This is a genomic window from Paracoccus sp. FO-3, from assembly GCF_006386455.1.
In the GTDB taxonomy this organism is placed as follows: domain Bacteria; phylum Pseudomonadota; class Alphaproteobacteria; order Rhodobacterales; family Rhodobacteraceae; genus Paracoccus; species Paracoccus versutus.
This window is the reverse complement of record NZ_VCBQ01000002.1, coordinates 80853-102202: the sequence shown is the minus strand read 5'-3', so window position 1 is coordinate 102202 and position 21350 is coordinate 80853. Positions and strand designations below refer to the sequence as shown.

Annotated in this window: 21 protein-coding genes; 5 read left to right on the top strand and 16 right to left on the bottom strand. The window is 70.8% G+C overall.

Translation table 11 applies throughout. The annotated features are described in order from the left end of the window. Positions 1 to 498, top strand: a 498-nt coding sequence (locus FE811_RS01120) for a WYL domain-containing protein (RefSeq protein ID WP_140846478.1), incomplete at its 5' end; no start/stop codon positions are given. A gap of 97 nt (positions 499 to 595) precedes the next feature. On the opposite strand, the gene hslV is transcribed toward FE811_RS01120, so the two are convergent. Further along, complete coding sequence (hslV, locus tag FE811_RS01115) at positions 596 to 1150, bottom strand: ATP-dependent protease subunit HslV (RefSeq protein ID WP_036758586.1); 555 nt, start codon at positions 1148 to 1150, stop codon at positions 596 to 598. Between the two features lie 103 nt (positions 1151 to 1253). Between hslV and FE811_RS01110 the strand changes: the two genes are divergently transcribed. Further along, complete coding sequence (locus FE811_RS01110) at positions 1254 to 2174, top strand: hypothetical protein (protein ID WP_116223211.1); 921 nt, start codon at positions 1254 to 1256, stop codon at positions 2172 to 2174. 2 nt (positions 2175 to 2176) lie between these two features. Here the strand turns inward: FE811_RS01110 and trxA are convergent, their stop codons facing one another. Genes trxA through dapB form a run of 6 tightly spaced genes read right to left on the bottom strand, consistent with a single transcriptional unit; the run spans position 2177 to position 11769 of the window. Further along, positions 2177 to 2500, bottom strand: coding sequence for a thioredoxin (gene trxA, locus FE811_RS01105; protein ID WP_011749068.1), 324 nt, complete (start codon positions 2498 to 2500; stop codon positions 2177 to 2179). 52 nt (positions 2501 to 2552) lie between these two features. Continuing rightward, the gene (addA, locus tag FE811_RS01100; protein ID WP_116223212.1) at positions 2553 to 5927 is read right to left on the bottom strand and encodes a double-strand break repair helicase AddA; all 3375 of its coding nucleotides are present in this window, start codon (positions 5925 to 5927) and stop codon (positions 2553 to 2555) included. Next, positions 5917 to 8859 (bottom strand): double-strand break repair protein AddB, encoded by a 2943-nt coding sequence (gene addB, locus FE811_RS01095; RefSeq protein ID WP_116223213.1) that lies wholly within the window; start codon positions 8857 to 8859, stop codon positions 5917 to 5919. Before addB ends, addA begins: the two co-directional genes overlap by 11 nt. Continuing rightward, positions 8852 to 9523, bottom strand: coding sequence for a nucleotidyltransferase family protein (locus tag FE811_RS01090; protein WP_084197007.1), 672 nt, complete (start codon positions 9521 to 9523; stop codon positions 8852 to 8854). Before FE811_RS01090 ends, addB begins: the two co-directional genes overlap by 8 nt. Then, the gene (tsaE, locus tag FE811_RS01085; RefSeq protein WP_116223214.1) at positions 9520 to 10938 is read right to left on the bottom strand and encodes a tRNA (adenosine(37)-N6)-threonylcarbamoyltransferase complex ATPase subunit type 1 TsaE; all 1419 of its coding nucleotides are present in this window, start codon (positions 10936 to 10938) and stop codon (positions 9520 to 9522) included. The genes FE811_RS01090 and tsaE overlap by 4 nt, the downstream gene beginning before the upstream one ends. A 24-nt stretch (positions 10939 to 10962) precedes the next feature. After that, positions 10963 to 11769, bottom strand: a complete 807-nt coding sequence (gene dapB, locus FE811_RS01080) for a 4-hydroxy-tetrahydrodipicolinate reductase (protein ID WP_116223215.1) — start codon at positions 11767 to 11769, stop codon at positions 10963 to 10965. Between the two features lie 69 nt (positions 11770 to 11838). On the opposite strand from dapB, the gene rbfA reads away from it, so the two are divergent. From rbfA to truB, 3 genes are read left to right on the top strand one after another with little or no spacing between them, the layout of a single operon-like run. Then, positions 11839 to 12255, top strand: coding sequence for a 30S ribosome-binding factor RbfA (rbfA, locus tag FE811_RS01075; RefSeq protein ID WP_024842789.1), 417 nt, complete (start codon positions 11839 to 11841; stop codon positions 12253 to 12255). After that, positions 12245 to 13000, top strand: coding sequence for a phosphodiester glycosidase family protein (locus FE811_RS01070; protein ID WP_116223216.1), 756 nt, complete (start codon positions 12245 to 12247; stop codon positions 12998 to 13000). The genes rbfA and FE811_RS01070 overlap by 11 nt, the downstream gene beginning before the upstream one ends. 1 nt (position 13001) lies before the next feature. After that, positions 13002 to 13898 (top strand): tRNA pseudouridine(55) synthase TruB, encoded by an 897-nt coding sequence (gene truB / locus FE811_RS01065; protein WP_140846477.1) that lies wholly within the window; start codon positions 13002 to 13004, stop codon positions 13896 to 13898. Here truB and FE811_RS01060 read toward each other — a convergent pair. The 9 genes from FE811_RS01060 to FE811_RS01020 form a co-directional block, all read right to left on the bottom strand. Then, on the bottom strand, positions 13895 to 14731 hold the full coding sequence (locus FE811_RS01060) for an oxaloacetate decarboxylase (RefSeq protein ID WP_116223218.1): 837 nt from the start codon (positions 14729 to 14731) through the stop codon (positions 13895 to 13897). The genes truB and FE811_RS01060 overlap by 4 nt on opposite strands. Positions 14732 to 14841: 110 nt before the next feature. Further along, the gene (locus tag FE811_RS01055) at positions 14842 to 15780 is read right to left on the bottom strand and encodes an MBL fold metallo-hydrolase (RefSeq protein ID WP_116223219.1); all 939 of its coding nucleotides are present in this window, start codon (positions 15778 to 15780) and stop codon (positions 14842 to 14844) included. 71 nt (positions 15781 to 15851) lie between these two features. Beyond that, on the bottom strand, positions 15852 to 16499 hold the full coding sequence (locus FE811_RS01050; protein WP_116223220.1) for an RluA family pseudouridine synthase: 648 nt from the start codon (positions 16497 to 16499) through the stop codon (positions 15852 to 15854). Next, complete coding sequence (locus FE811_RS01045) at positions 16496 to 17122, bottom strand: LysE family translocator (protein WP_116223221.1); 627 nt, start codon at positions 17120 to 17122, stop codon at positions 16496 to 16498. The genes FE811_RS01050 and FE811_RS01045 overlap by 4 nt, the downstream gene beginning before the upstream one ends. A 49-nt stretch (positions 17123 to 17171) precedes the next feature. Next, positions 17172 to 17567 carry a GFA family protein gene (locus FE811_RS01040; RefSeq protein WP_036753757.1) on the bottom strand — a complete coding sequence of 132 codons (396 nt, stop codon included), beginning with the start codon at positions 17565 to 17567 and terminating at the stop codon, positions 17172 to 17174. Further along, positions 17494 to 17997, bottom strand: a complete 504-nt coding sequence (locus tag FE811_RS01035; protein WP_116223222.1) for a GAF domain-containing protein — start codon at positions 17995 to 17997, stop codon at positions 17494 to 17496. Before FE811_RS01035 ends, FE811_RS01040 begins: the two co-directional genes overlap by 74 nt. 382 nt (positions 17998 to 18379) lie before the next feature. Continuing rightward, positions 18380 to 19201, bottom strand: coding sequence for an NAD(P)-dependent oxidoreductase (locus FE811_RS01030; RefSeq protein WP_116223223.1), 822 nt, complete (start codon positions 19199 to 19201; stop codon positions 18380 to 18382). Then, a complete protein-coding gene (locus FE811_RS01025) occupies positions 19198 to 20052 on the bottom strand; it encodes a glycosyltransferase (protein WP_116223224.1) in 855 nt (284 codons plus the stop codon). Before FE811_RS01025 ends, FE811_RS01030 begins: the two co-directional genes overlap by 4 nt. Then, a complete protein-coding gene (locus tag FE811_RS01020) occupies positions 20049 to 21266 on the bottom strand; it encodes an NAD-dependent epimerase/dehydratase family protein (protein WP_140846476.1) in 1218 nt (405 codons plus the stop codon). The genes FE811_RS01025 and FE811_RS01020 overlap by 4 nt, the downstream gene beginning before the upstream one ends. Positions 21267 to 21350 lie beyond the last annotated feature (84 nt).

Below are 21350 nucleotides of genomic sequence, written 5' to 3'. Positions count from 1 at the left end.
CCCGCCGCGCCGGCGCTCGACCCGGAACTGCGCGACGCCGCGCTGCGCGGCCTGGCGCTGGCGGATCATCGCGGCGATCCGGTGCATGCCGCCGCCGCCCGCGCGGCGATGGACCGGCTGCAACAGGCCGACCCCGAGGGCGCGTTGCTCCTGCGCCTCTATCGCAAGCTGGACGTGCGCCCCGCCGCCCATTACCGCGAGGACATGCCCCAAGCGGCCGCCGCCGACCTGGCGCTGCTGCATGCGGCGATGCGCGCATGCCGGCCGGTCGCCTTCGGCTATGCCGACCTTGCCGGCAATGAAACGCAGCGAACGGTCCTGCCGCTGGCGCTGGTCCACCCGCCGCAGGGCGTCAAGCTGCTGGCCTGGTGCGAAAAGGCGCAGGACTACCGCCAGTTCTTCGTGCGCGCCATGCAGGGGCTAGCCACCGGCTCCGGCGATTTCCGCCGCGACCGCCTGGCGCTGCTGCAAGGGCTGGCGGCAAAGGAAGGCGCCTGAACCCGGCGCCTGCCTGCTTTCTCCGTTGCACAAATACCCTGGGGGACGCCCCGCAAGCCCCGTCGAGGGGCTTGCGGGGCGGGGGGCGAAGCCCCCGCTAGCCCAGAACCTCGACCGTCAGGTTGCCGTTGGTATAGACGCAGATATCCGCCGCGATCGCCATGGCCTTGCGCGCCACCGCCTCGGCATCCAGGTCGCCCTCCATCAGCCCGCGCGCCGCGGCCAGGGCGAAATTGCCGCCCGAACCGATGGCGGCCACGTCATGCTCGGGCTCCAGCACGTCACCGGCCCCCGTCACCACGAAGATGTCGCGCCCGTCGGTCACGATCAACATGGCCTCCAGGTTACGCAGGTATTTGTCCATGCGCCAGTCCTTGGCCAGGTCGACGCAGGCCCGCGCCAACTGGCCGGGCGCCGCCTCGAGCTTCTTCTCCAGCCGTTCGAGCAGGGTAAAGGCGTCCGCGGTCGAGCCGGCAAAGCCCACCACCACCTCATGCCCGCCGGGGCTCAGCCGGCGCACCTTGCGCGCCGTGCCCTTCATCACCGTCTGGCCGACGCTGACCTGGCCGTCCCCGGCGACGACCACGCGGCCGCCGCGTCGCACCGCCAGGATGGTGGTGCCGTGCCAGCCGGGAAATTTGTCTTCGGACATGCCTCTCTCCGATCTCTCGCCTGCGGGGTCAGATATGGGCCGGCCGGGGCTTTCGCAACCCGCCCCCTTCCGCCACGCCGCGCCAGCCGCTAGCGTGCCGGCCATGACCCACGCCCCCGTCCTGCGCGTCTACCTGGAAGGCTCGATGCTGGAAACGGCGCGGGCGGGCAGCTTCAACTTCATGGCCGTGCTGCGCCGGGCGGTCGAGGACGCGGGCTGGCGCGTCGAATGGCACAAGACCGGCGCCGCGGCCCGCATGGCCGCGCCCCTGCGCGACGGCTACGCGCTGTTTCACATGGAGGCGCCGACCCATGCGCGCGCCCTGACCTTTCGCCGCGCCTATCACTACCCGTTCTGGCAGATCGAGCCGGTGCCGCAACGCTGGCGCTTCCAGGTCGCGCAAAGCCGCCACGACCCCGCGGCCATCGACCCCGAGGCCGCGCGCAGCTTCGCCGACCGGCTGCGCGCCCGCGTGCTGCCGGGGCCGCCGCCCCGGCGCGGCGATGCGGTGCTGGTGCCGCTGCAAGGCCATATCCGCCGCTGCCGCTCGTTCCAGACCATGAGCCCCATCGAGATGCTCGAGGCGGTCGCCGCCACCGGCCGGCCCACCACCGCCACGCTGCACCCAAGGGAAGGCTACGACGATGCCGACCGCGCGGCGCTGGCCGGGCTGGCGGCGCGCCATCCGAACCTGACCATCGGTGGCGACAGCATGCGGCTCTTGCGCGACTGCGCCGTTGTCGCGACACAGAACAGCGCGGTGGCCTTCGACGGCTACCTGCTGGGCAAGCCGGCGGTGCTGTTCGCCCAGATCGACTTCCACCACATCGCGCTGAACGTCGCCCAGCTGGGCGCGGCCGAGGCGCTGGCGCAGGCCGAAACCCATGCGCCGGATTTCGACCGCTACCTGTTCTGGTTTCTTCAGGAAAAAGCCATCAACGCCACGCGGCCCGAGGCAGGCGCGCGGATCCTGGCGGCGATGCGCCGGGGCGGCTGGCCGATCGGGACCGCCCCCGGCACCTGAAATCAGATGGATTCGTCGATCCAGGCCTTCAGCGCGGCCTTGGGCGCGGCGCCGATCTTGTTCGACACGACCTGGCCGTCCTTGAACAGGAACAGCGCCGGGATGCCGCGCACGCCAAGCGCGGCGGGGCTTTCGGGGTTCTCGTCCACGTTGACCTTGACGATCTTGACCCGGCCCTCGTATTCGGCGGCCAGCTCTTCCAGCGAGGGGCCGATCTGGCGGCAAGGCCCGCACCATTCGGCCCAGAAATCGACCACGACCGGGGTCGGGGACTGACGGACTTCGCTGTCGAATTCGGCGTCGGAAACGGCTTGGGTGTTGGCCATCGGGCTCTCCTGCAATGTGCCGGCAGGGCCGGCAGGGCGTATCCGTCAACAGCTAGGCACCGGGGCGGTTGGGGTCAAGGCCCGCCATCACCCGATCCAGCAAGTCGTCGGGCAGCGCCATCAGGCTGCGCGCAGCCGTCCAAAGCACCGCAACCTCGACCCGCGCCTGCGGCCAGATCGACCGCAAAGCCGCGCGATAGGCGGCCATCTGTCGCAGGATGCCCAGCGGCACCGCCTGCGGCGTCCCCGGCACCTCGCGGTTCGACTTGTAGTCCACCGCCAGGATGCGGCCGGGCTCGACCACCAGCCGGTCCACCGCCCCGGTCAGGATGCCGATGCCCGGCACCGGCGCGGCCAGCGCTACCTCGGCCATCACCTCGGCCGCGTCGGAAAGCGCAAAGACCTGCGCCAGGTCCGGCGCCTCGATCACCGCGCGCGCCTCGGCCAGCAGCGCCGCCAGTTCCTCGGGGGCCGGCAGGCCGCCCTCGGCATCGGCCAGCACGTCGCGGGCCAGATCGGGCCATTCGGCGGGATCGCGGCCCGGCAGATGCTCCAGCAGCAGATGCAGCCGCGTGCCGAACAGCATCGCCGCCGCGGCATCGCCTTCGCCGGGCGCGCCGATCACCTTGGCGCCGCCCAGAGCCGTCGCGGCGACGGGGCGCAGCTTTTCGGGCGCGGGGGGCGGGGGCGCGCGCAGCCAGTCCGGCTCGGCCAGCACCGGCCTTTCGGCCGGCACCGCATCCGGCGCGTCCTCGGGCCAGTCGCCAAAGGACAGCCGGCGGATCTCGCCCCCCCAGGGCGCGGGCAGGCGCGCCTGGGCCAGGTCGGAGCGGCCCAGCCCGGCCTCGACCATGGCGTGCCAGCTGTCCTCGCCCTGGCCGGTCTCGCCCGCCGCGGCAACGATCAGCCAGCTTTCGGCGCGGGTCAGGCCGACATAGAGCAGCCGCTTGCGTTCCTGCAGCTGCCGCTCGGTCTGGGCGGCGGCCAGTTCCTCGACCGGATCGGGCCGCTCGCCCTTGCGGCCGCGCCACAGCGCCAGCCCGTCCGGGCCGGGCAGCACCGGCGCCTCGCGCGGGGGCTTGCGCTTGGCGGCGTCGGGCATGATGACGATGGGGCTTTCCAGCCCTTTCGAGCCATGCACGGTCATCACCCGGATCAGCCCCTCGCCATCCCCGGCCGAGCCGGGCTGGCGGCGGACCTCGACATCGTCGCCGGTCAGCCAGACCAGGAAGCCGGTCAGCGAGGGCGTCTCCGAGCTTTCATAGCTCAGCGCCTGCGACAGCAGCTCGTCGATGCCGTCCTGCGCCTCGGGGCCCAGCCGGGCGATCAGCCGCTCGCGCCCGCCGTGGCGGATCAGCAGGCGCTGGACCAGGTCATAGGGCCGCATGAAGCCGGTCTGGCCCATCAGGTCGGCCAGCACATCCACCGCATGGCGATGCGTCGATTCCCGCAGCCGCCGCCACAGGTATTCGCCACGCTTGCGCCCGGCGGCGAGGCGATAAAGCTGCTCCTCGGTCAGGCCGAACAGCGGCGAGCGCAGGCAGGCGGCCAGCGACAGGTCGTCCTCGGGCGTGGCCAGCACCGACAAGAGGGCGCGAATGTCCTGCACCGCCATTTCCCCGGCCAGCTTCAGCCGGTCGGCGCCGGCGACGGGCAGGTTCGCCGATTTCAGCGCCGCGATGATCTCGGCAAACAGTTCCGAGCGGCGCTGGACCAGGATCAGCACGTCGCCGGCGCGGATGCGGCGCCGCTGGCCGGTCTTGGCGTCCAGGATCGGCTGGCCCAGCATCTCGTCCACGGCGCGGGCGATGGCGCGGGCCAGCTGCACGGTTTCCGAATTCTCGGCCGGCTGGTCCACCGGGTCGGTCCAGTCGCCGGGCTCGGGCTTGTCGGGCTTGGGGATCGCCGGCCACAGGTCCACCCGGCCCGGCATCCCGGTGCGAAAGGCGCGGTGCTGCGGCGGATCGCCCAGGCCGCGCGCCGCGTCGCCGGCAAAGACCTGGTCGACCAGCGACAGGATCGCGGTCGAGCTGCGGAAGGAATGCCGCAGCTCCAGAACCTGCATCGGGTTCTGCACCGCCTGGAAGGCTTGCGCAAAGCCGGTGCGGCGGGCCTCGAACACCGCGATGTCGGCGCCCTGGAAGCTGTAGATCGACTGCTTGGGGTCGCCCACCACGAACAGGCTGCGGCTGCCGGGCCGCGCGCCCTGGCCGGCGGTGAACTCGTCCGTCAGCCGCTCGATCACCTGCCATTGCGCCGGGCTGGTGTCCTGCGCCTCGTCGACCAGGATATGGTCGATGCCGCCGTCCAGCCGGAACAGCACCCATTGCGCCATGCTGTTTTCCGACAGAAGCCGCGCGGTGCGGTCGATCAGGTCGTCGAAATCCAGGTGGCCATGCGCCGCCTTCTGCGCCCGGTAGCGGGTCAGGAAGCCATGGCCGAAACGGTGCAGCGCCAGCGTGCGCTCGGCATGGGCCAAGGCGATGCGGCGGGGGCGGGCGGATTCGACCCGTTCCATCAGGATCGCCAGGTCGTCGAGCAGGTCGGCGCAGGGGCCGCTGCGCAGCGCCTTGGTCGGGAAGCTGTCGTATTTCGCGGTAAAGGGCTCCTTGGCGCCGGCGCCGGTCAGCAGCACGGATTCGAGGATCGCCAGTTCCGCCAGGCCCGGCTGCGTCCAGTTGCCGGGGCCAAGCTTCGCCGCCGCCTTCTGGTCGGTGGTGCTGCCTTTCAGCAGATGCGGGACCAGCGCGGCGACGACCGTGGCGCCATCGGCGAAGCATTCCGCCAGGAGCGCCCGCATGTCCTCGCCCGGCACCAGCCCGCAAGCCGCCCAGAGCGCGTCCCGGTCCGCGGGGGCATCGAACCCCCGCAGACCGGCGAGGAAAGCGTCAAGCTTTTCGCCCGAATGCAAGGCCAGCAGGTCTTCCAGCTCGGGCGCATGGTCTCGGGCCATTTCCTCGATGATCTCGGCCCGGATCAGCGCGGCGCTGCGGTCGTCAAGCTCGGTGAAGCCGTGCGGCACCCCGGCCTCGATCGGAAAGCGGCGCAGGACGCCCGCGCAGAAGCTGTGGATGGTCTGGACCTTGAGGCCGCCCGGCGTCTCGATGGCGCGGGCGAACAGCCGGCGCGCGGCGGGCAGGTCGGGGGCGCCCGCCTCGCCCAGCCGCGCCAGTTCCGCGCGCAGCGCCGGTTCGGGCAGCATGGCCCATTGGCCCAGCCGCGCCAACAGGCGGTTCTGCATCTCGGTCGCCGCGGCCTTGGTATAGGTCAGGCACAGGATGCGCTCGGGCGCGGTCCCGGCCAAGAGCAGCCGCGCCACCCGGTCGGTCAGCACCCGCGTCTTGCCCGAGCCGGCGTTGGCCGTCAGCCAGGTCGAGCGATGCGGGTCCGCCGCCCGCACCTGCGCCAGCGTCGCCTCATCCATCATCGGCGAACCTCTGCGGCTGGGGGATTTCGGTCGTGTCCCATTCGCCATGCCGCGACAGGTGGTCGTAGTCGCTGGCATGGTCGGACCGCTCCATCGCCAGCCGCGCGGTAAAGCCGCGCTCGCCGCCCAGATAGCGGCGGATCAGGGTGACGAAGCCGGCCCAGGTTTCCTCGGCGAAGCCGGGGCTGAACTCGCGCGGCTCGGTCTTTCCCTCGCCGCCCAGCTGGATATAGCTGATGCCCTCGACCTCGGCCGGTCCCAGCGCCTTGAAGGCGCCGTGCCGGACCATGGCGGCCTCGAGCGGCAATTGCTTGTCGAAATGCGCGATCTGCTTGTCCGAGGGCGGCTTGCCGGACTTGTAGTCATAGACATGCACCCGGCCATCCTGCAGCAGGTCCAGCCGGTCGGGCCGGGCGATCAGGCGGAAATCCAGGCCGGGGACGCCCTGTTCGCCATATTCCTCGACCAGGATCGGCCGGCCGCGCGCCAGCCTTGCGGCCTCGTCCGCCATCAGCCGCTCGGCGATGCCGGCGATGCGCGCGCGCCAGAACAGCCGGGCCGAGGGCCAGGGCACCTCGGCCTCCAGCACCGCATCAGTGATGGAAAGCAGCCGCGCCGCCATGACCTGCGGCGCCTCGGGCAGGTCGGGCAGGCCGCGCAGGAAACGGTCCATGATGTGATGCAGCACGTTGCCGCGTTCGGCCGCGTCGGGTTCGGGGCGCAAGGGGTCCAGCGCGCGCAGGCCCAGCACGCGGCGGGCATAGACGGCATAGGGGTCGCGGATCAGCGTCCTGACCTCGGTCACCGACAGTTCGCGCAGCGCCGGCGGCGGCGGGATGGGCGAGGGGCGATGCGCCGGCGCCAGCCGCATCCGCGGCCGGGCCTGCAACTCGGCCAGGTCCAGCCAATGGCGGCCGCGATCCCGCATCGCCGCCAGCGCCTGCGGCCCCTGCTGATCGGGCAGCCCGCCCAGCAGGTTCACCAGCCGGTTCAGCCAGCGCGAGGGGATGGTCTCGGCCTCGGCATCGCGGCGGGCGCGGGTCAGCACCACCCGGCCCGCGCCAACTGCCTGCTGGAAGTCATGCGCGGCCAGGCCCACCTGGCGTTCGGGCAGGGTCAGCCCGGCGGCCAGCCGCATCGGCCGCGACAGCCACGGATCGGGGGGCAGGGCCTGCGGCCAGCCGCCCTCGTTCAGCCCGGACAGGATCACCAAGCCGGCGGCCTCGTCCACCGCCTCGGTGCGGGCCTCGCGCGGGCCGCGAAAGCGGACCAGCGGATGGGCGGCCACGTCCTGCCGCACCGCCTGTCCCTGCAATTCGTCGTAAAGCAGGTCGCAAAACTCGCCCGGCCGCAGGTCATGGCCCAGATGCGCATGGGCGGCCAGGTGGTCCAGCACCGACCGCGCCAGCCCGCCCGAAGCCTTGGCCCAAAGCTCGGAGGCATCGGCGCTGCCGCGGGGACCGGCGGCCAGATCCTCGGCCAAGGCGCGCAGATCGCGCAGCCGATCCGCCAGGGGCCGCGGCGCCCGATCCTGCGCCAGCGGCACGATGCGGTCCAGCAACTCGGCCAGCCATAGCGCCCAGGGCTTGCTGGAGCCGTCGCCCCGGTCCGCCCAGGCCCGCAGCGCCGCGCCGTCGGGAAAGGCGGGGCCGTTGCGGCGCAGGTGCAGTTCCAGGTCGCGGGCATGGCGGTTGTGGTCGCGCCGGTAGTCGGGGCCAAGGCCCGTCGCCGTCACCGGGTGCTTGAGCAGCACCAGCAGCGCGTCCAGCATCATCTCGGCCCCGAACAGGTCGGCGACATGGCGCAAAAACAGGCCGGCCGCGGTCAGCGGCAAGGGCTGGCCGGCGGAATCGTCGGGGATGATGCCCCAGCGGTCCAGCGCCGATTGCACGCGGCGCGTCAGCATGCGGTCGGCGGCGATCAGCGTCACCGGCTGGCCGCGCTCGACCGCCTCGCGGATGATCAGCGCCACGGCCTCGGCCTCTTGCCCCGGCTGCTCGGCCTCGATCAGGGTCAGGCGTTCGGTCGCGGGGACCAGCGGACCAAGGCGCGGGCCTTCCTCGATCCATTGGTCGGTGACGGGCGCCGGGCGCAGCGCCAGCGAGATCAGCCGGTTGCGCGCCGGGTGGGGGGCGGTGCCGGGCAACCATTCGCCGGGCGGCCCGAACTCGGCCAGCAGCGGCGCATAGCGCGCCTGCGGGTGATCCTCGGACAGCGCGTCGAGCCCGTCCCAGACCACCTGCGGCAGGTCGGCATCGAAGCCCGGCAGCACCACCGCGCCCATCGGCAGCCGGGCGACGGCGCGCATGAAATCCCGCGTCGCGCCATGCGAGCCGGTCGAGCCGGCGACGACCACCGGGCCCTGCGGCAGATCCTCGCCCCGCGCCCAGGCTGCGGCCAGCGCCTGGGCCGCGGCGCGCTGGCGGGCCTCGCGGTCCTGCGGCGGGTCGGACAGGTAATAGCCGGCGGCGATCTTGAGGAAGGCCAGCGCGCGGCCCCAATGCTGGGCATGTTCGCTGGCGTCGATGCGGTCCAGCGCCTGCGCGTCCAGCCCCTCGAGCTGCATCTCGGCCATCAGCGCCGCCAGCGAGGCGGCCAGTTCCGGCACCGATTGCCCCTGCGCCAGGTCGGGATCGGCCCGCAGCGCGGCGTCGATCAGGCGGCCCAGCTCCAGCCGGCGCGCCAGCGGCGCCGTGGCCGCGCCGCCGCCCAAGTCGGCGATCAGCCGCAGCCGGGGCAAAAGCAGCGGCCCGCGCCGGATGAAGGCCTGGCGCAGCGCCATCAGCGACTGGCCGGAGTTGGCATAGACCGTGACCCGCGCCATGTCCTGCGGCGGACGGTCCGCCATGCGCCGGACCAGCCCCTCGGCCAGGCCGCCGGCAAAATCGGCGCCGCAGGGCAGGGCGAATACGCCGTTCTGCCAGTCAGGCATCGAGCAGGCTCTCGGCCAGCGGGATGCAGTCGGGCCGGCCCACGTCGCACCATGCGCCGGGATGGACCAGGCCGTAAGCGCGGCCCTCGGCGATCATCAGATCCCAGAGCCGGTTGAGCGAGAACACCTGCTCGGGGATCTCGGCCAGCCGCTCGGGGCGGATGATCTGCACGCCGCCATAGACCAGGTCGCCCTTGCGGATCAGCCGGCCGGCAGAGCCAAGGCTGAAATCGCCGCCGCCCTGCCGGCCATGCGTCCGCGCCAGCGGCACCAGCATCAGAAGCGCGTCCATGTCCTCGCGCCAGCCGTCCAGCAGGGCGCGGACCGGGTTCGGGCCGGTCCAGACCACATCCGGGTTCATCGTGATCACAGGGCCGGGGCCAAGCAGCGGCAGCGCCTTGCGCAAGCCGCCCCCGGTCTCCAGCAGCAGGTCGGCTTCGTCCGAGACGGCGATGTCCTGCCCGGCGACGTGATCGCGGATCTGCTGGCCCAGGTGGTGGATGTTCACCGCCACCGGCCCGACGCCCGCCTGCCGCCCCAAGGCCAGCGCGCGATCCAGCAGCGTCTGGCCACCGACCGCGATCAGCGGCTTCGGCACCCTGTCGGTCAGCGGTGCCATGCGGGTGCCCTTGCCCGCGGCAAAGATCATCAGCGGCAAGGTCATCCGGCGATGCCCTCGATCACCTCGGGGGTCGGGGCCGGGATGCCCTCCAGCGCCTCGGCCAGCGGCGCCAGGGCCGGATGGGCCAGGTCGCGCTGGATCGCCGCCCAGACGCGCGGCATCATCGCCAGGTAGCGCCGCTTGCCTTCGCGCTGCGCCAGCCGGGTGAAAATGCCCATGATGCGCAGGTTGCGCTGCGCGCCCAGAAGCGCATAGGCGGCGCGAAACCGTGCCTCGTCCACCCCGGTCGCGGCGATGTAGCGGGCGATCTGCGCCGCCTCGATCCCGGGGGCGACGTCCCGGCGGGCGTCCTGCAGGGCCGAGACCAGGTCATAGGCCGGATGCACCGCCACCGCGTCCTGGAAATCCAACAGGCCCAGCGGCGCATCGGCCCGCCAGACCACGTTCTCGGCATGGAAATCGCGCAGGCCCAGCACCGGCGGCATGTCGGCGGCCAGCTTGGCATGCAGGTGCTCGATCACCGCGGCGACCTCGGCCCCCTTGCCGGGCGCGCCGGCGGCGGGGGGGTAGTATTCGGCGAAAAGCCCGACCTGATGCGCCAGTTCCGGCCCGTCGAGGCGCGGCACGAAATCCGGCGGCTCGTGGCCATGCAGCTGCACCAGCAGGTCGGTCATGCGGTCATAGATGCGGGGCGCAAGCTCGGGCCGCTGCTCCAGCACGCGGGCGACCAGGTCGTCGCCCAGATCCTCGATCAGCAGCAGGCCCTGCGCCTGGTCGGTGGCCAGGATCTCGGGCGCGTGCAGGTCCAGCGCCCGCAGCCATTGCGTCATCGCAACATAGGGCGCGGTCACGCCGGGCGAGGCATCCATCAGGACCGCGCTGCGCCCGCCGTCCTCGACCAGCCGGAAATAGCGCCGCGACGAAGCATCGCCCGCCAGCGGCCCGAGCCGCGCCCCGGACCAGCCGGCGCGGTGGATCAGCCGGGCGATGGCTGGCAGGCGGGTCATCAGGCCCCAATGCGGCTCGGAGCCCGCCAGGGTGATGCGGCGCAGGTCGGGCGCATCCGCCAGGGGCTCCAGCCCCACGGTCAGCGCGCCCTCCAGCGGGCTGCCATGCTCGGGCCATTCGACCAGCACGATGGCCTCGCGCATGGCCTCGTCGAGGCCAAGCTCGGCCAGTTCCTCGGGATGGGTCAGGCGGTAGAGATCGGCATGCCAGATCTCGGTCCCCATCGGGTCGGCATAGGTCTGGACCAGGGTGAAGGTGGGGCTGGGCACCTCTTCGGCCGCCTCGCCCTGGCGGGCGCGGATGAAGGCGCGGGCGAAATGGGTCTTGCCGGCGCCGACCGGCCCCTGCAACGCCACCACGTCGCCCGGTTTCAGGACAGCCGCCATCACCCGCGCCAGGCAGGCGGTCAGGTCGGCATCGGCATCGTCAAGCGTCGCAAGCAGGGTCATGGCGTGAACCTAGACGCTGGAGCCTCAAAGACCAAGCACATCCGCCATGTCGTATTCGCCCGGCCCCTTGTCCTGGCCCCAAAGCGCCGCACGCAGCGCGCCGCGGGCAAAGATGGCGCGGTCGGTGGCGACATGGCGCAGCACCACCCGCTCGCCCGTCGTGGCGAAGATCACGTCATGCTCGCCCACGATGTCGCCGCCGCGGATAGCGGAAAAGCCGATGGAGCCGGGCGCACGGGCGCCGGTGATGCCTTCGCGCGCCGGGGTGCGCAGTTCGTCCAGGCTGTGGCCGCGCCCGGCGGCGGCGGCCTCGCCCAGCATCAGGGCGGTGCCCGAGGGCGCATCGACCTTGCGGTTGTGATGCGCCTCGACCACCTCGACGTCCCAATCCTCGCCGAGCGCGGCGGCGACCTTGCGGGTCAGGCCGACCAGCAGGTTCACGCCCAGGCTCATGTTGCCGGCGCGGATGATCGGCGCGTGACGGGCGGCGGCACGCAGCTTGTCCAGGTCCGCGGGCTCGAATCCCGTGGTGCCGATCACATGCACGGCGCGGGCCTGCGCGGTCAGCTCGGCAAAGGCCACCGTCGCCGCCGGGGCGGTGAAGTCGATCACCGCCTGCGCCTTGGCGATGGCCTCGACCGCGTCGTCGGTGACGGTGATTCCCAGCGCCGCGCCGCCCATCGCCTCGCCCAGGTCGCGGCCGATCCAGGGGCTGCCCTCGCGCTCGATGGCACCGACAAGACGGGCCTGGTCCGACCCCAGAATGGTGCGCACCAGCATCTGCCCCATGCGGCCCGACGCGCCCGTGATGACGATTCCCGGTTTTTCCATGCTCGATCCCCCGTTTGCGGCATGTCTATCCCGTTGCGGCGCGGGCCGCGACCCCCTACATCTGCGCGCATGGCACAGAACCGCTTTCATTCCGGCACCGGCCCCTCGCAGCGCCAGCTTCGCGTGGGCGAGCTGATCCGCCGCACGCTTTCCGACGTCCTCCTGCGGGGGGATGTCCACGATCCCGACCTGAACCGGCATTCGATCACGGTCGGAGAGGTGCGGACCTCGCCCGACCTCAAGGTCGCGACGGCCTATGTGCTGCCCCTGGGCGGGCAGGGCGCCGAAGAGGCGCTGGCCGCGCTGCGCCGCAACGCGGGCGAGCTGCGCCACCTGGTCGCCAAGGCGATGACGCTGAAATACGCGCCGCAGCTGCGCTTTGTCTTGGACGAGACCTTCGACCGCATGGACGACACCCGCCGGCTCTTGTCCGAGGACCGGGTGCGCCGCGACGTCGAATCGCACCCGGAAGACGATGAAGATTGACCTCAAGCGCCGGCTGGGCCTGGCCCTTGGTGCGCTGATCGCCATAACCCTGCCCGCCATGGCCGGGATCTGCGAAAAGCGCGACTTCGACGGGCAGGGCTATGTGATCTGCACGCTGACGGCCGGGCAGGAGCCGGGGCTGCGGCTGTGGCTGAACGGCCCCGACGGCCGGGTCTTGGGCGATTTCACCGCCGTCCGCCGCACGCTGGCCGAGGGCGAGGTGCTGGGCTTTGCCATGAATGCCGGCATGTATCACCCGGATTTCACCCCGGTCGGGCTTTACGTCAGCGACGGCGTCAGCCAGCACGGGCTGGTGACGGCCGGCGGCGGCGGCAATTTCGGCATGCTGCCGAACGGCGTCTTCTGCACCGGCGGCGCGCGGCCCTATCAGGTGATCGAGAGCCGGGCCTTTGCCAGGGCCGCCCCGGACTGCCGCATCGCCACGCAATCGGGGCCGATGCTGGTCATCGACGGCGCGCTGCATCCGCGTTTCCTGGTGGACAGCGACAGCCGCTATGTCAGGAACGGCGTCGGCGTCTCGCCGGACGGGCAGACGGCGTGGTTCGCCATCTCGGACCGGGCGGTGACGTTCCACGAATTCGGCCGGCTGTTCCGCGACGGGCTGGGGGCGCAGGATGCGCTGTATTTCGACGGCTCGATTTCGCGGCTATACGCCCCGAGCCTGGGCCGCGCCGATTTCGGGCGGCGGCTGGGGCCGATCATCGGATATGTAGGACAGAACTAGAATGGCGCGAAAAAAGGGACGCGAGATCCACGGTTGGCTGATCGTGGACAAGCCGGCGGGCATCGGCTCGACCGATGTGGTCAGCAAGGTCCGCTGGGCGCTGGACGCGAAGAAGGCCGGCCATGCCGGGACGCTGGACCCGGACGCGACCGGCGTGCTGGCCGTGGCGCTGGGAGAGGCGACCAAGACCGTGCCGATCCTGGCCGAGGCGCTGAAAGCCTATGACTTCACCGTGGCCTGGGGCGCCGAAACCGCAAGTGACGACGCCTCGGGCCAGGTGGTCAAAACCAGCGACGCGCGCCCGAACGAGGCGGCGATCCGCGCCGCGCTGCCGGAGTTCACCGGCGAGATCATGCAGGTTCCCCCTGCCGTCTCGGCCGTGCGCGTCGATGGCGCGCGGGCCTATGACCTGGCGCGCGAGGGCGAGGTGGTGGAGCTGGCCGCCCGGCCGCTCTGGGTGGAATCGCTGGAGCTGCTGGGCGCGACCCGCGACAGTGCCGCGCTGCGCATGGTCTGCGGCAAGGGCGGCTATGTGCGCAGCATCGCCCGCGACCTGGGCCGCAAGCTGGGCTGCCTGGGCCATGTCGCGCAGCTGCGCCGCATCTGGTCGGGGCCGTTCGAGGCCGATGACGGCATCGCCTTCGACCGAATCGACCGCGCCAACCAGGCTGAGATCGAGGCGGCGCTGCTGCCCCTGCAATCCGCGCTGGCCGACCTGCCCGAGATGCAGGCGACCGAGATCGGCGCCACCCGCATCCTGAACGGCAATCCCGGCCAGGTGCTGGGCCATGCCGAATTCGGCGAGGAGGTCTGGGTCAGCCGCAATGGCCGCGCGCTCTGCATTGGCCGCTACATGGGCGGCGAGGTGCAGCCCTCGCGCGTGTTCAACCTGGGCTAGATCCCCCCGTCGCCCGGCGCCATGATCCGGGCGACCGTCGCGCCGGGCAGGGCCTCGGCGGCATAGGTGAAGGTGCCGGCGGATCGGACCTCCTGGGCGGCACGCATCAGCGCACCCAGCGCCGCCCGCGCGAAAGAGCCGCCGACGCTGATCCGCCGCACCCCGGCCTGCGCCAGCTCGGCCACCGACCAGGTCGGGCCCTTCAGCCCCATGACCACGTTGACGGGCTTGTCCACCGCGGCGCAGACCGTGCGGATCGCCTGCAGGTCCGGCAGCCCCGGCGCATAAAGCACATCCGCCCCGGCGGCGGAAAAGGCTTGCAGTCGCCGGATCGTGTCGCCCAGGTCGGGGCGGTCCCAAAGGAAGTTCTCGGCCCGCGCCGTCAGCAGGAAGGGCAGGCCCCGCGCCGCCTCTGCCGCGGCCTGGACGCGCTCGACCGCCAGGGACAGGTCGTGGATCGGATTGGCGGCATCGCCCGTCGCATCCTCGATCGAGCCGCCGACCAGCCCGACTTCGCAAGCCAGCCGGATGGTTTCGGCGCAGGTCTCGGGCGCGGCGCCGAAACCGTCCTGCAGATCGGCCGAGACCGGCAGCTTGGTCGCGCGCACGATCTCGGCGGCGTTGTCCAGGATCTCGTCGCGCACGAGACCGGCGATGGAATCCAGCTTGCCCCTGGAAAAGGCATAGCCGGCGCTGGTCGTGGCCAGCGCCTGGAATCCCAGGCTCGCCAGCAGCCGCGCTGAGCCGGCATCCCAGGGGTTGGGCATGACGAAGGCGCCATCCCCCTGGTGCAGCGCCTTCAGCGCCTCGAATCTGGCCTGTTGATCTGGCATCGCGCCTCTCCTGCAAGAACTCCACGCATGAGCCTAGCAGGACGGAACAAATTGTGAACGATTTTCTCGGCCCCTGTCGGGCCACGGAGCCTGCCGTGGCGCGAAGGCCGTCAGCCGGCGAATTGATAGGTCGCGGGCACGAAGCGATAGGAACCCTCGCCGTTCGGGGCGATGAAACCCAGCGCCGGGAAGGGCATGTGATAGCCGATGAAGGGGATCCTCTGTTCGGCCAGCCGGGCCAGCACCGCCTGGCGGGTGGCCGCGCCCTGGTCCTTGTCCACGTCGAAGCGCACATGCCAGGCCGGGCGCTGCACCGAATAGACATAGTGGTTGAAGCTGTCGCCGGTGATCAGCAGCCGCTGCCCGTCGCTTTCCAGCAGATAGGTGGTATGGCCGGGGGTGTGGCCATGCGCCTGCTCGGCCTTGATGCCGGGCAGGATTTCCTCGGTCCCCTCGATCTGCTGCGCCTTGTCGAGCAGCGGCACCACCTTGGCGGTATAGGCCTCGCTGGGATTGGCCGCCCAATAGTCGTTCTCGGGGCGGGGCAGGATCAGCTGGGCGTTGGGAAAGGCCGGGCTGTCGCCATCCATCAGCCCGCTGACATGGTCGCCATGCATATGGGTCAGCACGACATGGGTCACGTCCTCGGGCTTGACGCCGGCCTGCGCCAGCGAGGCGGCGTTGTTCGCGGGAACCATGCCCGCGTCGAACAGCACCAGCGCATCGGCGGTGCGCACCAGCGTCATGGTATAGGAGCCGCCGCTGCGGTCGGCGGGAATGAAATTCTCGGCACTGAGGCTTTCGAACTCGGCCGGCTCGGCATTCAGGCCGAAGGTCTCGATCGGGTTGTCGCTCATGCCGCCGCCGCCCAGCAGCGTCGTCACCTGGAAGCCGCCCAGCTGGATGGTGTGGGCCCGGCCCGGAAAGGCCGGCGCCTCGGCCGCAGGCTGGGCGGGGGCGGTCTGGGCATGGGCCGGCAGCACCAGCGCCATGGGCAAGGCGCCGCCCAGCATCATGGCACCGCGGCGGGTCATATCGGTCCTGAACATCTCTCCCTCCTCGTTGGTTCTTTTGCAAGCTTACGCGAGGGCGGCGGGTTCGGGCATGAAACCTGCGTGAACTAGAACGGGGCGGGCGCGGTAAAGCCTTGCATCACCCCGGTTTCGGGATGCTTGAAGCGCAGGCTTTCGGCATGCAGCATCAGCCGCGGGAAATCCGCCGCCGCGCCGGTGGCATAAAGCGGATCGCCCAGGATCGGATGGCCCAGCGCGGCCATATGCACGCGCAGCTGGTGGCTGCGGCCGGTGACGGGCATCAGCCGCACCCGCGTCTCGGCATCGCTGGCCTTGACCACCCGCCATTCGGTCTGCGCCGGCCGGCCCTGTTCGTGATCGACCTTCTGCCGCGGGCGGTTCGGCCAGTCGACGATCAGCGGCAGGTCCACCGTCCCGGTCTTCGGCTCGAGCCGGCCCCAGAGCCGCGCGACATAGGTCTTTTTCGTCCGCCGATCCTCGAATTGCTTGGACAGGTGGCGCTGCGCATGCGGCGTCAGGGCAAAGACCATGACGCCCGAGGTGTCCATGTCCAGCCGATGCACCAGCAACACGGTCGGGAAGGCGGCGCGCAGCCGCTCGATCAGGCAATCGGCGCGATCCTCGCCGCGGCCGGGGACCGAAAGCAGGCCCGCCGGCTTCTCGACCACCAGGATCTCGTGATCGGCATGGATCACGCGCGGCTGTTGGTCGGTGGGCTGGTAGAGGAAGCTCATTTCCAGACCAGCCGCAGGGCAAGGCCCGCGAACATCACCGCGGCGATGCGGTTCACGATGCCCAGCCGCTTGCCGATCACATGGCCGGCCAAGCCGCCGACCACGCCGTAACCTATCGTCACCAGCGTGCCCGACAGGGTGAACATCAGCCCCAGCCCCAGGATCTGCTGCCAGACCGGGCCGTATTCCGGCTTGGTGAATTGCGGCAGGAAGGCCAGCAGGAACAGCACCGGCTTGGGGTTGAGCAGGTTCGACAGCGCGCCGCGGCGGATGATGTTCCAGGGCCGGCTGGCGGCACGGGCGCGGGGATCGACCTCGCCCGCGTTCCAGCTTTTCCAGGCCAGGAACAGCAGATAGGCGGCGCCGACATATTTGATCGCGACCAGCGCGCCGGGATGGGCGGCGACCAGCGCGCCAAGGCCCACGGTCGCCATCGCCACATGGCAGATCACGCCCAGCCCGACGCCGAAACCGGCCAGCGCGCCCGCACGCGGCCCGTTCTGGATGCCGCAGGCGCTGGCGAAGAACACGTCCTGCCCCGGCGCCAGGTTCAGCACCAATGCCCCGGCCATGAAGGCCAGCAGCTGTTGCAGCGGAAAATTCGCCAAGGTGTCCCAGATCATCGCGCGCCCCCTTTTCCTGCCGCCTAGGCCGGGCGGCGCGGCGCGTCAACTATTCGCGCGGGTCTTGCGGCAGCCCGTCGGCGATGTCGTAATAGTCGCCCTTGTCGGCGACGAAGATATGGCCCAGCAGCCGCAGCCCGGTCGGGCTGTCGATGGCGCCCGCCGCCACGTCGATGATGTCCGAGCCGTCGCGCTGCCAGAACAGCGAGCTGCCGCAGTCCGGGCAAAAGCCGCGCCGGGCGAAGTCCGAGGCGCGATACCATCTGGGCTCGCCCTCGATCTCCAGCGAGCTGGGCAGGATCGCCGCCCAGTAATGCCCCGACCAGCGCCGGCACTGGCTGCAATGGCAGGCCTTCAGGTCGTTCGTGGCGTCATGGGTGCCGCGGAACCGGATCGCGCCGCAAAGGCAATGGCCGGTAAACGCGGTCACGTCCGAATGTGTCATCCAGGATCTCCTGCAAGCGGTCGGCATCGTCCTGCGTGAAAGCGTCCGGGCGGTCGCTGTCGATGTCAAGCACGCCGATCAGCCGCTCGTCCTTGCCCACCACCGGGATCACCAGTTCCGAGCGGGTCGAGCTGGCGCAGGCGATATGGCCGGGAAACGCCTCGACATCGGGCACCAGCTGGACCTGCCGCGTCCGCGCCGCGGCACCGCAGACCCCGCGCGAGAACGGGATCACCAGGCAGCCGTGGCCGCCCTGGTAGGGGCCGATCTTCAGCATCTTGGGCGCGGTGACGCGATAGAAGCCGGTCCAGTCGAAGCGCGCGTCCGAGTGGTGGATTTCGCAGGCCAGCGTCGCCATCAGCGCGACCTCGTCGGTCTCGCCATGGGTCAGGGCGCGGATGCGGGCGGCAAGGTCGTCGTAATCGGGCATGGCGCCAGACTAGCCCGGCGCGGCGGTCCTGTCACGGGGCTGCCTTCTCAGCCGGGCACGCGCCTATAGCTGCGGGGCCGCACCAGCGGCACCCCGGCGGGGTATCGCCGGGCCGCAGCCGCCAGCAGGTCAGAAAATGCCACAGCCGATCACCTGCGCCAGAACCGCCCAAGAACAGCGGGACGAAGCCGACGGCTCGCAGGGGCATGTCGCCAGGCATGACCAGGACCGAGCGGGCAAGGAAGCAACCGGCCATCACCGCAAAGGACAGGCAGAACGGGATGGAAAGGATCGCATGGGGCAGACCAACCAGAACAGGCCGCGGATTGGCGCAAAGGCGCATCTTGCCGCAACCGGCGGGAATCGGGTCTGGGAAATTCTGCTATGGTTGCAGGTCGTCCAGGATCGCCGGCAGATCCCGGTGCAGCAGCGCCATGCCGCCCGGCTGCCAGCCCAGCGCCTGCAACCGCGCGCAAAGCGGACGGCGCAGCGCGGCGGCATCGGCGCGCGCGGGCAGGGGCGTGGCGCAGCCGGTCAGGCGGGCGACCTCGGCCAGCAGGTCGCGGCGGTCCAGCACCAGGTCGCTGGCATTGTAGCTGCCAGCCATGGCGGGATCCTCCAGCACCAGCAGCACGGCGCGGGCCAGGTCGGCGCCATGCAGCTCAGTCGCGACGCGGGGGGGCGGGGTGGTGCCGCGCAGGAAATCCCCGATCAGCCTGGCCCATTTCTGCGGCGCGCCCGGACCATAGACCCCGGTCGGGCGCAGGCTGGCGGTCGCGAAATCCGCGCCGGCCATGGCGGCCAGCGCGGCCTCGGCCTCGGCCTTGACCTGGCCGTAAAGGCTGGTCGGGGCCGGTGAAAGCGCGTCGGGCAGCGCCATGCCCTGGGGGTGGCCGTCATGCACGGCGCGCGAGGACAGGAAGACCACCCGCCCGACGCCCTGGTCCCGCGCCGCCCGGAACAGCATCAGCGAGCCGTCCAGGTTGGCGCGGACGAAGCCCTGCGGATCTTCGCCCTCGCCGCCGCGATAGCGGCCGGGGGCGTGCTGGAAGGCGGCATGGACCAGCGCGTCGCAACCGCCCAGCTCGGCCGGGTCGCCCAGGCGCCAGCCGGGCAGGGTGGCAACCTCATGTCCCGCCTGCTCCGCGGCGCGGTGGATCCAGCGCCCGACAAGGCCCGAGGCGCCGGTCAGCGCGATCCTCATGCCACACCGGATGCGCAGCCGGGCGGGGGCGGCAGGTCGCGCGGATCGGGCACCGGCCCGTCGCCGGCATGGGCGCGCCACAGATCGACCAGCGGGCGCAGGGCCTCGGCCTTGGCGTGGTCCTGCCAGGGCTTTTCATATTGGTAATGCAGCACGCGGATGTCCTGCCAGCGCCACAGCTGCGGCAGGTTCAGCCAGACATATTGCAGCATGTTGTCAAAGACCGGCAGCCCGTGCCAGTCCGGGAAATAGCTTTCCAGAAAGGTCTGGTCGGTGCGGCGCCAGAACCGGCCGGGCTGGTCCAGCCGGGCCAGCATGGCGCGGAAGGTCTGTGCCGAGGGCCGGGCGGTGAAGACGCCCGAGTTCAGGCGGTGGAAATCGGCCAGGCTTTCATAGACATTCGGCGCGGCGGAAAATTCCGGGTAGTCGAACAGCCGGTCGATATTCTGCAGCACGATGGCATCGGCGTCGATGAACACCACGCGGTCGTAATCCAGCTGCCACAGCCGCAGCTTGGCGAAATTGTCCAAGGGCGTATGGAAGGGCGGCTTTTCGCCCTTGGTGAAGGGCGCGGCGCCGTGCAGCCGGTCGCGGGCGTGCAGGGCGTTGAACCCCTCGGAGGTGGGCAGCAGGTCCACCCGCACCGAGCGTACGTCCAGCGCCCGCAGCGCCTCGACCGCGTCGGGGGGCAGGTCGGTGTAAAGCAGGACCAGGTCGGCGCTGGTCCCGGTCCGGCGCAGCGACCGGAACAGCGCCGCCGCCCCGGTCGCATAGTCGGGATTGGTCGCCAGCGTGACAAAGGCGCGGCCGGACCGCGCCTTGCCCTGGGGGTGAATGCCTTCGGGGATCACGATACCGAACGCAGCCTCTTGCCTTCGGGATCATGCTCGACCCGCTGGGCGATGTCGCGGGTCCAGGCCGAGACGGCGGGCACGCGCGAGCGGTCGATGCGATGGGCATATCTGCGCGCCACGTCGACCACCTCGGAAAGCAGCCCCTCGGCCAGGGTGATGGGCTTGAGGCCCAGCGCCAGGAACTGGTCGTTCTTGACCACCAGCTCGTTCTCGTCGGCCTCCTTGCGGGGGTTGGGTAGATAGGCGACCTCGGCCCCGGTCATGCGGGCGACCAGCTCGGCCAGGTCGCGGACGCGATGCGTCTCGGTCATCTGGTTGAAGATGCGCACCCGCTCGCCGGCGGGCGGGGCGTCCCGCAGCGCCAGCTCGATGCAGCGCACCGAATCCTGGATGTGGATGAAGGCGCGGGTCTGGCCGCCGGTGCCATGCACGGTCAGCGGATGGCCGATGGCGGCCTGGATCAGGAAGCGGTTCAGCACCGTGCCATAGTCGCCGTCATAGTCGAAGCGGTTGATCAGCTGCTCGTGCCGGCGGGTCTGGTCGGTATGGGTGCCCCAGACGATGCCCTGGTGCAGGTCGGTGATGCGCAGCCCGTCGTTCTGGGCATAGAACTGGAACAGGATCTGATCGAGGCTCTTGGTCATGTGATAGACCGAGCCGGGCCGGGTCGGATACAGGATCTGCTGCGCGCGCGGGCCGGCGGGCGTCTCGATGGAGACGTCCAGATAGCCTTCCGGGATCGGGGCGCCGATGGTGGAATAGCCATAGACCCCCATGGTGCCCAGATGCACCAGATGCGCGTCGATGCCGGTTTCCACCAGCGCCGCCAGCAGGTTGTGCGTGGCGTTGATGTTGTTGTTGACCGTATAGACCTTGTGGCGGTCGGTCTTCATCGAATAGGGCGCGGCGCGCTGTTCGGCGAAATGGATCACCGCGTCGGGGCGATGCTCGGCCAGCCAGGCTTTCAGCCGCTCGAATTCCGTGGCCAGGTTCAGCAGGTGGAAATGGATCCGCCGCCCCGTCTCCTGGTGCCAGATCCGGCAGCGTTCCTGGATCGAATCCATCGGTGTCAGGGACTGCACGCCCAGCTCGGTGTCGATCCAGCGCCGCGACAGGTTGTCCAGGATGTGAATGTCATGGCCCAGATTGGACAGGTGCAGGGCGGTCGGCCAGCCGACGAACCCGTCGCCGCCAAGAACTGCGATGCGCATGAGCTACTCCTTGATGTTGCCCCGCAGAAATGCGCGGTCAATGTGACAAAACGATGACGCTTTGGCGATGGTTCCTGAACAGAA

Excerpts from the sequence above, each read along its gene's own strand:
- FE811_RS01045 (WP_116223221.1), bottom strand. The coding sequence starts at position 17,122 with ATGATCTGGGACACCTTGGCGAATTTTCCGCTGCAACAGCTGCTGGCC.
- truB (WP_140846477.1), top strand. The coding sequence starts at position 13,002 with ATGGCGCGAAAAAAGGGACGCGAGATCCACGGTTGGCTGATCGTGGAC.
- FE811_RS01035 (WP_116223222.1), bottom strand. The coding sequence starts at position 17,997 with ATGCCCGATTACGACGACCTTGCCGCCCGCATCCGCGCCCTGACCCAT.
- trxA (WP_011749068.1), bottom strand. The coding sequence starts at position 2,500 with ATGGCCAACACCCAAGCCGTTTCCGACGCCGAATTCGACAGCGAAGTC.
- FE811_RS01050 (WP_116223220.1), bottom strand. The coding sequence starts at position 16,499 with ATGAGCTTCCTCTACCAGCCCACCGACCAACAGCCGCGCGTGATCCAT.
- FE811_RS01020 (WP_140846476.1), bottom strand. The coding sequence starts at position 21,266 with ATGCGCATCGCAGTTCTTGGCGGCGACGGGTTCGTCGGCTGGCCGACC.
- FE811_RS01030 (WP_116223223.1), bottom strand. The coding sequence starts at position 19,201 with ATGAGGATCGCGCTGACCGGCGCCTCGGGCCTTGTCGGGCGCTGGATC.
- FE811_RS01110 (WP_116223211.1), top strand. The coding sequence starts at position 1,254 with ATGACCCACGCCCCCGTCCTGCGCGTCTACCTGGAAGGCTCGATGCTG.
- FE811_RS01060 (WP_116223218.1), bottom strand. The coding sequence starts at position 14,731 with ATGCCAGATCAACAGGCCAGATTCGAGGCGCTGAAGGCGCTGCACCAG.
- tsaE (WP_116223214.1), bottom strand. The coding sequence starts at position 10,938 with ATGACCCTGCTTGCGACGCTTGACGATGCCGATGCCGACCTGACCGCC.
- FE811_RS01055 (WP_116223219.1), bottom strand. The coding sequence starts at position 15,780 with ATGTTCAGGACCGATATGACCCGCCGCGGTGCCATGATGCTGGGCGGC.
- FE811_RS01090 (WP_084197007.1), bottom strand. The coding sequence starts at position 9,523 with ATGACCTTGCCGCTGATGATCTTTGCCGCGGGCAAGGGCACCCGCATG.
- hslV (WP_036758586.1), bottom strand. The coding sequence starts at position 1,150 with ATGTCCGAAGACAAATTTCCCGGCTGGCACGGCACCACCATCCTGGCG.
- FE811_RS01040 (WP_036753757.1), bottom strand. The coding sequence starts at position 17,567 with ATGACACATTCGGACGTGACCGCGTTTACCGGCCATTGCCTTTGCGGC.
- rbfA (WP_024842789.1), top strand. The coding sequence starts at position 11,839 with ATGGCACAGAACCGCTTTCATTCCGGCACCGGCCCCTCGCAGCGCCAG.
- FE811_RS01070 (WP_116223216.1), top strand. The coding sequence starts at position 12,245 with ATGAAGATTGACCTCAAGCGCCGGCTGGGCCTGGCCCTTGGTGCGCTG.
- addB (WP_116223213.1), bottom strand. The coding sequence starts at position 8,859 with ATGCCTGACTGGCAGAACGGCGTATTCGCCCTGCCCTGCGGCGCCGAT.
- addA (WP_116223212.1), bottom strand. The coding sequence starts at position 5,927 with ATGATGGATGAGGCGACGCTGGCGCAGGTGCGGGCGGCGGACCCGCAT.
- dapB (WP_116223215.1), bottom strand. The coding sequence starts at position 11,769 with ATGGAAAAACCGGGAATCGTCATCACGGGCGCGTCGGGCCGCATGGGG.